The organism is Alistipes sp. CAG:29 (genome assembly GCF_000435435.1).
GTDB classification, from domain to species: Bacteria; Bacteroidota; Bacteroidia; order Bacteroidales; family Rikenellaceae; genus Alistipes; species Alistipes onderdonkii.
In genome coordinates, this window is record NZ_FR893425.1 from 1 (window position 1) to 9,448 (window position 9,448).

General features: G+C 56.6%; 5 protein-coding genes and 3 pseudogenes. 1 reads left to right on the forward strand and 7 read right to left on the reverse strand.

Going from position 1 to position 9,448, the window contains the following annotated elements:
- Positions 1-102: 102 nt before the first annotated feature.
- The 3 genes from rdgB to QVP03_RS03525 form a co-directional block, all read right to left on the reverse strand.
- Complete coding sequence (gene rdgB, locus QVP03_RS03515; RefSeq protein WP_022332223.1) at positions 103-684, reverse strand: RdgB/HAM1 family non-canonical purine NTP pyrophosphatase; 582 nt, start codon at positions 682-684, stop codon at positions 103-105.
- Positions 685-791: 107 nt separating this feature from the next.
- Complete coding sequence (locus QVP03_RS03520) at positions 792-1,631, reverse strand: HAD family hydrolase (RefSeq protein WP_022332224.1); 840 nt, start codon at positions 1,629-1,631, stop codon at positions 792-794.
- Between the two features lie 43 nt (positions 1,632-1,674).
- The gene (locus QVP03_RS03525; RefSeq protein WP_022332225.1) at positions 1,675-2,451 is read right to left on the reverse strand and encodes a DUF7738 domain-containing protein; all 777 of its coding nucleotides are present in this window, start codon (positions 2,449-2,451) and stop codon (positions 1,675-1,677) included.
- Positions 2,452-2,677: 226 nt separating this feature from the next.
- Between QVP03_RS03525 and QVP03_RS03530 the strand changes: the two genes are divergently transcribed.
- Complete coding sequence (locus QVP03_RS03530; RefSeq protein WP_022332226.1) at positions 2,678-3,208, forward strand: nitroreductase family protein; 531 nt, start codon at positions 2,678-2,680, stop codon at positions 3,206-3,208.
- 56 nt (positions 3,209-3,264) lie between these two features.
- On the opposite strand, the pseudogene QVP03_RS13805 reads toward QVP03_RS03530, so the two are convergent.
- From QVP03_RS13805 to lipB, 4 genes and pseudogenes are all read right to left on the reverse strand, one after another.
- Positions 3,265-6,436, reverse strand: a pseudogene (locus QVP03_RS13805) (ATP-binding protein).
- Between the two features lie 90 nt (positions 6,437-6,526).
- Positions 6,527-8,293, reverse strand: coding sequence for a single-stranded-DNA-specific exonuclease RecJ (gene recJ, locus QVP03_RS03540; protein ID WP_022332229.1), 1,767 nt, complete (start codon positions 8,291-8,293; stop codon positions 6,527-6,529).
- Between the two features lie 8 nt (positions 8,294-8,301).
- Positions 8,302-8,538: pseudogene (locus QVP03_RS03545) on the reverse strand (lipoyl protein ligase domain-containing protein); the annotation flags it as partial.
- A gap of 246 nt (positions 8,539-8,784) precedes the next feature.
- Positions 8,785-9,213 (reverse strand): annotated as a pseudogene (gene lipB, locus QVP03_RS03550) (lipoyl(octanoyl) transferase LipB); the annotation flags it as partial.
- Positions 9,214-9,448: the final 235 nt, after the last annotated feature.

The following is a 9,448-nucleotide window of genomic DNA, read 5'->3' on the forward strand; positions in this document are numbered from 1 at the left end:
GGCGCCGCCTGTCTAAAACAGGGTTAAAGACGATGCAAGCCGGGCGCAATGCCGAATTTATTCGGACATTGCCGGGGCGCCGCCTGTTTTTCGTAAAGACGCTTATTTCTCGACGGAATGCAAATACGCGGCGAGTTTGCGTACGGCACGGGCCCGGTGCGACACTTCGTTTTTCTCCCCGGTGGTCATCTGCGCGAAGGTTCGGTCGTATCCGTCGGGGATGAACAGCGGGTCGAACCCGAATCCCTCGTGCCCCGTTTCCCGGTCGATGATGCGCCCCTCGACGATCCCTTCGAAAAGGTGCTCTTCGCCGTCCAGGAGCAGCGATATCACCGTGCGGAACCGTGCCCGGCGGTTGGCCTGCCCTTTGAGGTTTTTCAGCAGCAGCCGGTTGTTGGCCGCGAAGTCGTGCCCGTCGGTGGCGTAGCGTGCCGAGTGTACGCCCGGGGCCCCGCCCAGCGCTTCGACTTCGAGCCCCGTGTCGTCGGCGAAGCAATCCATTCCGGTGCGTTCGTGCAGGTAATGCGCCTTCTGCGAGGCGTTGCCTTCGAGGGTATCCTGTTCCTCGGGGATCTCCTCCGTCACGCCGCAGTCGCGGGGTGTCAGCAACTTGTATCCGGGTCCCAGTACGGCCTGCACCTCGGTGAGCTTGTGTGCGTTGTTCGTTGCGAAAATAATGTCCATATTCTCTTTTTCCGATGCTTGAATCTTTCGTCGGGATGCCCGGCTTTCCTCGCTGCCCGTCTCCGGGGGCGTCCCGGGCATATCCGCTTCCCGTCCCGCTGGCCGGGTTATTTCACGACTTCAAGTTTTTCGAGCCTGTCGTCCAGGTCGATCTTGTCGATGATGGTTTTGACCAGGATGTCCATGTCCGAGCCTTCGGAATAGTCGGCCGGGCAGACGTGGCTTACGCGGTTGTCGTGGATCAGCGAGGCCATCTCCTTGCGGGCACCCTTCTGGTCGGGGTTGTAGACCGCGATCGAATGTCCGCCGGAATTTTTCACCAGCCGCATGCAGGGGATGTCGGTCGTCCCGTCGCCCACGTAGATCATGTGCTTGAACGGCACGGGACGTTCGTTTTCGGGGATGTAACGGTTCACCATCTTGCTGTCGAATACCGATTCGACGCCTTTGTTGATCTTGAAGATGAACTGCGTCTTGTTGGTGTAGTTGACCGCCACGGCGGGCCAGTAGGCGATGCCGTCGACGTCGTAGAGAAACGAGCAGGCATAGATCTTCCGGAACTCGTGTGCGATCTGAGTTCCTTCGATGATCTCCTTCATCCCTGACGAGTTGATGTAGTGCAGGATTCTTATCCCGTGTGCGGCGCCGTAGGCGTTGATCCGCGCGAACCACTCCTTCACGCCCTTGTAAAGCGTCACGCGGCGTCCCGAATCCTGAAATGCCTCGCGCCGCAGCGACAGCCCTTTCGACTTGGCTTCCTGTAACATGCGTGCCATATAGGTCAGTACCATGTCGGCATCCTGTTCTTCGGCCAGCGTGTTGGCCTCCGTCCAGAATTCCTTGTTGCTTTTGCCCACGGCGGGTATGAAGTCGTACTCCTGCATGTTGCCGGGGGCGAGCGTGCCGTCGAAATCGTAGATAAGGGCTATGGTGAATCTGAATTCCATCGTTTTCAAAGTTTTGAAGATCAAATATGTATAAATGAATAGGTCAAAAGATATCTATGGAGTTTGGATTGGTGTAGACAGCGTACTGCATTCCGAATTCATGTATCTGTCCGGTTTTGGTTACTACTTTCACCCTGTATGAGAAAAAAGGATTGTTTTCGAATGTCGTATAATCGAAAAAGTAGAGCTTATGATAAGAGTGATGGTACCGATTAATACTTCCATTGTCTACGAAATGATATAAACATTGATGGAAGTTTCTTTTGATCCCCTTCTTCCTTGCTAATTTAAGCAACAGACTTTGTATCTCTTTATTATTGCAATAATCTGCGTAATCCGACGTATTGTCGAGTGGAATCCCGTTCAACAGTATCTTTCCTTTGAAAAATTTTGCCGGAACATCGGCCGGATCCGGATCGTCATAGTCGTATTCCTTTTCTTTAGGCAGGTAATCCCAATGCAGATTGAACTCCATTACTTCTTTTTCGGGGGAGACTAAAGCTGTAAAGCCTATCGTGTCCCAGAAATAGCGGTTGTATCCTGTATTGTAATCTTTTCCGTAAAGGATTCTCTCGCAAGGTCCGAATATCTCGATAAGCGAGTCAATGGGTATGTTTATCGAGAATGTCCGGCCATTGTAAGTAGCACGCTCCTCCGTAAATACGAACAGATGCTGGGTATTGACTCCCTTTGCGTCTAATTCCTCCTTTGTATAGCCGGAACCCATGTATCCTTCGTCGGCAACTTCGCCTGCTCCGCTGCATGCGACGGTGAAAATACCTAATAGAAACGAGAGGATTATATTTTTTATTTTCATCATTTTAAGTAATAGGTATTTCTGTGCTTCCCGGTTGGGAGTGCTGTATGGAATGTATGGCTGATTTTGTTGCATTCCTTTGCCTGGATGCGGTGAACGTTTGGTTCGGTAAATAATAGTTCGGTATATCGGATTGCGGATCCTGCTGAAATATTATCAATTTAACAAAGATAGTTTTTTTTCACTATTTTTGCAAAAGAGAGGCCGAAAACACAAAATATAAAAACAGATGGAATTCAAAGAGTTGATCGAAAAACGCCGCAGCATCCGCAAATTCTCGGAGCGTGCGGTGCCGCGTGAGGTCGTAGACCGCATCCTGCACGAGACTCTGTCGGCGCCATCGGCGCGCAATACCCGTACGACGCACCTGGTGGTGGTCGACGACCCTGCCCTGGTGGCCCGCATGGCCGACATGCGCGATTACGGTTCGGCGTTCATGAAGGGTGCCCCGCTGGCGATCGTCGTGCTGGGCGATACCACGAAAAGCGACCTGTGGCGGGAGAACGCCGCGATCTCGGCGACCATCCTGCAACTGGCGTGTGTCGACGAAGGACTGGCTTCGTGCTGGGTGCACATCAACGGCCGCCCGCGCCGCAAGGACGAGCCCGGCGGGGAGACTGCCGCTGGCTACCTGCGCAGCTTCCTGCCCATCCCGGCGGACTGCCAACCCCTCTGCGCCGTTGCGGCGGGGTATTCCGACTTCACCCCCGCCCCGCTGCCCGGGTCGGACGACGATGCGCGGATCATCCGCCTGGAGTAAGAACGGATACGGGCACCGATGAAAAAGGAAGCTCCCGACGGGGCTTCCTTTTCCATTTAAATCAGCGTCATGCGCTTGCGAAGCATGTCGAGTACCTGTGTTTTGAGTTGCCGGGCGTTGATCGGCTTGGGCATGTAGCCGTCGAATCCGCTCGAGAGTACCTTCTGTTCGTCGGATGCGAAGGCGAAAGCCGTCACGGCGATGATTGGCACGTCGGCCGACTGTTTGCGGATCTGAGCCGTGGCTTCGTAGCCGTCCATCTCGGGCATGTTGATGTCCATGAGCACCAGGTGCGGGGTGTACCGGTTGAATAAATCGACCGCTTCGCGGCCGTTCCAGGCGTGCAGGAGTTTGTATTCGTGCCGCAGGATCGACTCGAAAAGACGGTAATTGCTTTCGTTGTCCTCGGCGATGAGGATTACCAGTTTGTCCTTCTCGACCGTCGGGACGGTCTGCAGCATCTGTGCCGGGATCTTCGCCGGTTCCTGTTTGCCGGGGACGTACGGAAGCGTGAACCAGAAGGTCGAACCTTTGCCCTCTTCCGATTCAACACCGATATTTCCTCCCAAATGCTCTACGATCGTCCGGCAGATGGAAAGCCCGAGCCCTGTGCCCTGCTTGAACGAGTTGAGTTTGACGAAGCGCTCGAAGACCGCGTCCTTCCGTTCGGCGGGGATACCGCAGCCGGTGTCCGCAACCCAGAAATAGAGTTGTCCGGCACGGAGTTCGTAGCCGAAGCGGATCGATCCCCGGTGCGTGAATTTCGCGGCGTTCGTCAGCAGGTTTATCATCAGCTGCGAAAGGCGGTTGCGGTCGGTGCGGACGTGGCAGGTTTCATACCGCTGTTCGAATACCAGCTCCACGTTCTGGTCGGTTTTCAGCCTCATGACGTTCTCTTTCTCGCGCATCAGCTCGTTCAGTTCGAAATCCGTATGGACGAATTCGAGCGTCCCGGCCTCGATCTTCGAAAGGTCGAGGATATCGCTGATGAGTTGCAGCAGCAACGTATTGTTGCTTTCGATGATCGACATGTATTCCTGCTTTTCCTGCTCTTCGTCCGTCGAGGCAAGGATGCCCGAAAACCCGACGATGGCATTGAGCGGCGTGCGTATCTCGTGGCTCATGTTGGCCAGGAATGCGGCTCATGTGGGCCAGGAATGCCGATTTCAGGCGGTTCGACTCTTCGGCACGGTCGCGTGCGGTGAGCAGCTCCTGCTCCATCTGTTTGCGTTCGGAGATCACGAGCGATGTCCCCACCAGCGACAGCGGCCTGCCATCGCAGTCGCGGGTTTCGACCGTGGCCTGTGCCTCGACCCACTCCATGTGCCAGTGCCCGCTCTCGTTGGATACGACGCGGAACTCTTCGCAGACCTTCTCCGTATGCCCTTCGATCAGGTTCCTGTAAGCTGCGCGGACGTGTTCCCGGTCTTCCTTGTGGACTTTCGAGAAGTAGCACTCCTCGTCCACCGCAAGCGAGGCGTTGTTTGCCAGCGACATTCCGGCGGCCATCTTGGCCGCCTTGTTGAGGTCGCACAGGATAGTGTGGTTCGTAAGATCCCACTTCCAGGGGATGATGTTGGCCACGTTGAGCGCCAATGCGAGTTTCCGGTTCACCGAATCCACCTTTTTCTGGGCGTTGTGCAGGGCCGTGCTGTCGATGCAGAAAATGTCGACCGTGTCCTTTCGGTACGAAGGGCAGATGACGACTTCGTAGAAGATATCCACCGGTTTATGGTAATACGGGAAGGTGATGCTCCGCTTTTCCTTCAGGACGATGTCGATGATCGGCATGAACTGGGACTGCGACTCGGGAAAAACCGTCGCCCCGGATTTGCCGATCACTTCGTCCCGGCGGTAGAAAGAACGTTCAAAATAGGCATTCACATCGACGTAAACAGTGTCTATGGCCGTTCCCTGTGCGTCGAACACGGCCCGTTCCTGCATATACAGGATCGGCATGTTGTTGAACAGGTGCGAATATGTGGCCTGGGTTTCCCGCTCCTTCTGGTGGGCTGCGTCGACTTTGCGCAGGACGGCGATCCTCCATTGCTGGAAGATGAGGAATAACAGGAAAATACCGCCGCAGACGCCGATCCATGTTTTATACCGCTCCATGAACGAGGCAGGTTTGTCGAAAAACAGAGTGTTCGTCGGGCAGGTGTTCGGGGAGATGTTGTGCCGGAGCAGTACCGGGTAGTTGAAGACGGGTTGTGCACCGGCCGGGGTGTAAAAGGGAATGTCGCGCGGCTGCTTGCCCTCCAGCACTGCATCTATGGTGGCGATCAGCCGGTCGGAATATTCGTTCTCGCCGTATACGTAACCCCCGATCATGCCGCTGCTCTTGAGCCCGGTTGGGCGCAGCGAGAACAACGGTACGGACGAACTGGCGATGACCTTGAACGGGTTGGTCATAATTTCGTTACGCCCTGACATGTTCTTCAGGTAATGCCACGAGGAGAAGAGTACGCCGGTCTGTTTTACATCGATCGTACTCAGCGAATCGAGCAGTTGGTCGATCCCGATCTTGTCGGCCGAATAAACCGTGTATTTCATGCCGGGGTATTTCGAGCCGAGCAGCTCCGCGAGGTCGTGTTCCGTTTGCCGATTGACGTAGCGTGCGTCGTCTATGAATACGAGCCTGTCCATGCCGGGCAGTATGCGCTTCATCAGGTCGACGCTTTGGTCGAGATAGGCCGGCGAATAAAGCAGGGTCAGATTGTCCTGGTCTGCCAGCGCCCGGAGGGGAACCTGTTCCGATGCGGGGATGGGCTGCCTTTTGAGGTAGTATTTATCCGGCCCGATGAAATCCTGTTCGGCACATACGATGGTCGGGATATCTTGCCATATGCTGTTGATGAAGTTGCGCAACAGGGCAGCCGGGGTTCCGATCAGCACCAGGGCCTGGGGAGGTTTTTTGCCGTATTCGCGCAGGAGGTTCGCCTCGAATGTCCTGATGTCCTCGGGGGAATCCACCAACAGCAGGGTCATATGTTCGGTGTAGAGTTCCAGGTTCTCGATCTGTTCGACGTGTGCCGTGATGTCTGCGATGATACCTCTGCTCCACGGGGTCGATTCCGCATAGGTGTTGATTACCAGTATATAATCGCGTTTGTCGCCGGGAGGTCTGCTGACGGCCGGTGAGAAGGGGTATGTTAAAATGCAGCCTAAAAGCAGGGCCCATACGAGGGGCCGGAACCGGAGGCCGGGCCGGGTGGTCGGCATGTTCATGGGGAAAAAGGGACGCAAGGTAGTAGTGTATGACGCAAAAATAGCGGGAGGGGGCTGCCGGAAGACAGCCCCCTCCCTTCTTATGTAAAGTTATCGGTTCATGACCGGTTTGATGTCCTTGATGCGGAGTTGGGTGGTTACCGTCCCCCGGTAATGGTTCTCTACGATCTGGTAACATACGTCGATCGGGCGTCCCGAGCGCACCCATTCGTAATGCGTGGGTTGCTGGAAGGCGATCGACTGGATCTTCGTGTTGGGCTTTTGCCGCTGGATCAGATCCATGCGCAGGTGTTCGCACTCCACGCCGACCAGTTTGGCATCGCCGTGGTTGCTTACGCCGTAGGTCGCGAAGACCGGCGCCGTATTGCCCGGGCCGAAAGGCTGGAAGCGGTTGAGGTCTTTGCGGAACGCGGGGGTGATGTCCGAGAAGAGCAGTTCGCTGTCGATATCCACCTGCGGCATAAGCATCTGCGGGTCGATGTTCTCCTCGACATAGGCGTTGAACCTGCGCGTGAATTCCTCGACGTTCTCGGGTCGCATCGTCAGCCCGGCGGCATACATATGCCCGCCGAAGTTCTCCAGCAGATCCGAGCACGACTCCACGGCCTGGTAAAGGTCGAAGCCCGGTACCGAGCGTGCCGACCCCGTCACGAAGCCGTTGCTCATCGTCAGCACTACTGTCGGCCGGTAATAGGTCTCGATCAGGCGCGAGGCGACGATTCCCACGATGCCCTTCATCCACTTGGGATTGTAGATCACCGTGCTCTTCAGCTCTTTCATTGCGGGGTTGCGTTCGATAAAATCGTGCGCTTCCTGCGTCACCGAACGGTCGATCGACTTGCGATCCTGGTTGTAGGCGTCGATGACGTTCCCGAACTCCGCGGCGATGCTTTCGTTGCCTTCGATCAGCAACTCGACAGCCGCATGCCCGCCCGAGGGCGAGGCGTTTTCGTCGTTCTCGTCCATCCGCATACGTCCGGCGGCGTTGATACGCGGCCCGATCTTGAAGACGATGTCGTCGATGGTGATGTTGTGCTTGTCCAGGCCGCAGATCTTGATGATCGACAGCAATCCTTTCGACGGTTCGCGGTTGAGGTCTTTCAACCCGAAATGGGCAAGGATACGGTTTTCGCCCACCAAGGGTACGATATCCGAAGCGATGCTCACGACCAGCAGGTCTAACAGCGGGCTGATCTGTTCGAACGGGATCCGGTTTTTCTGCGCATAGGCCTGCACGAGCTTGAAGCCTACGCCGCAGCCCGACAATTCGTCGAACGGATAGGAACAATCGACCCGCTTGGGATCCAGGACAGCTACGGCACGGGGAATTTCCTCGGCCGGGAGGTGATGGTCGCAGATGATGAAATCCACGCCCTTCGTCTTTGCATAGACTACCTTTTCCGTGGCTTTGATACCGCAGTCCAAGGCGATGATAAGACCCACGCCCTTGCGGGCTGCCAGGTCGATACCCTTGACCGAGATACCGTAACCTTCGGTATAGCGGTCGGGGATGTAGAACATCAGGTTTTTATGCCCGATCTGGCGCAGGAACTTGTACACCAGTGCAACGGCCGTACAGCCGTCCACGTCGTAGTCGCCGTAAACCATGATTTTCTCATTGTTACGAACGGCCCGCTCGACCCGCTCGACCGCCTTGTCCATGTCCTTCATCAGGAACGGGTCGTGGAGGTCGGCGAGACTGGGTTTAAAGAACTTGTCCGCCTTTTCTACGGTGTCTATGCCTCTCTGTACGAGCAGGTTCGCCAGCACGGGAGAAATCCTGAGCACGGCAGCGAGCTTCGCCACCGCCTCGGAATCGCCCTGCGGTTTCACTACCCATCGTTTTTCTATAGGCATACGATTTACTATTTATATATTCTAACATTTAATATCTCACTTAAAAATTTGACAACGAGCTCCTTTACTTCGCCCATTGCGGCCTTGCGGCCCGTTTCCCGTTCGATCGAGGTCACCCCCCGGTCGGTAAACCCGCAGGGATTGATGCGCGTGAACCACCCCAGGTCGGTCGTGACGTTCAGCGCGAACCCGTGCATGGTGATATAACGTGACGACCGGACACCTATTGCGCAAATCTTGCGCGGCACCCTTGCGGATGTCCGGTTCCCGACGCCGATTTCGCTATCGCAGGTTCTGCCGCTATCGCAGGTTCTGCCGCTGTCGCAGGTTCTGCCGCTGTCGCAGATTCCGGCCTCGTTGCGGTTTTCGCCGCTGTCGCCGCTTTTGCCGCCGTCGCTTTTGTTGCCGCAGTTACCGCCGATGTTGCAGTTGCCGCCGCCGTTATCTCCGCGGCAGCCGGTTGTCCGGCTCCCTGTTTCCCCGCCGATTCCGGGGCCGATCCAGACCCCCGAGGCGCCTGCCATGCGGCCGGCCGTGATGCCGTATACCGCCACGGTGCGGATGACGGCCTCTTCCAGTGCCCCGATGTAGTCCCTCAGCCCGATGCCCAGGCGTTCGAGGTCGAGGATCGGATAGCAGACCAGCTGCCCCGGGCCGTGGAAGGTGATGTCGCCCCCTCTGTCGATGTGAAAGAACTGTGCGCCCATCGCTTCGAGCGCTTTGCGGCCTATCAGCAGGTTTTCGGCATGGCCGCTTTTGCCGAGTGTGTATACCGGCGGGTGTTCCACCAAAAGGATCGTGCCTGCGCTGGCGGAGCCTTCTCCGGTGGCGCCTGACGGTTCGACGCCCTCTGCTGCGGATACGCTGCCCGTTGGGGATTCCAACCCTTTGCCGGATTGCGTTCCCGCCTTGCTGGGCATTGCCTCTGCCGATCGCTGTGCCGGCTCCCGCGCGGATGCCTGATCTGCTTCCGCGGTGCCGGCGTATGCCGCCGGGATTGCCGCCGCCTGTTTCGTTGCGCCCTTGCAGGCTGCCTTGCGGGCTACCAGGGCATCGAACAGTCCCTGCTGCAATTCCCAGCAGGTTTTGTAGTCCATCAGTCCGAGATCCCGGCAGGAAGCTTCCATCGCTACAAACTTTTGACGCTCTTCAGGG

What these genes read in the sequence shown, in the direction of transcription:
- rdgB (WP_022332223.1), bottom strand. Translation starts at nt 684, where the DNA reads ATGGACATTATTTTCGCAACGAACAACGCACACAAGCTCACCGAGGTG.
- QVP03_RS03520 (WP_022332224.1), bottom strand. Translation starts at nt 1,631, where the DNA reads ATGGAATTCAGATTCACCATAGCCCTTATCTACGATTTCGACGGCACG.
- QVP03_RS03525 (WP_022332225.1), bottom strand. Translation starts at nt 2,451, where the DNA reads ATGATGAAAATAAAAAATATAATCCTCTCGTTTCTATTAGGTATTTTC.
- QVP03_RS03530 (WP_022332226.1), top strand. Translation starts at nt 2,678, where the DNA reads ATGGAATTCAAAGAGTTGATCGAAAAACGCCGCAGCATCCGCAAATTC.
- recJ (WP_022332229.1), bottom strand. Translation starts at nt 8,293, where the DNA reads ATGCCTATAGAAAAACGATGGGTAGTGAAACCGCAGGGCGATTCCGAG.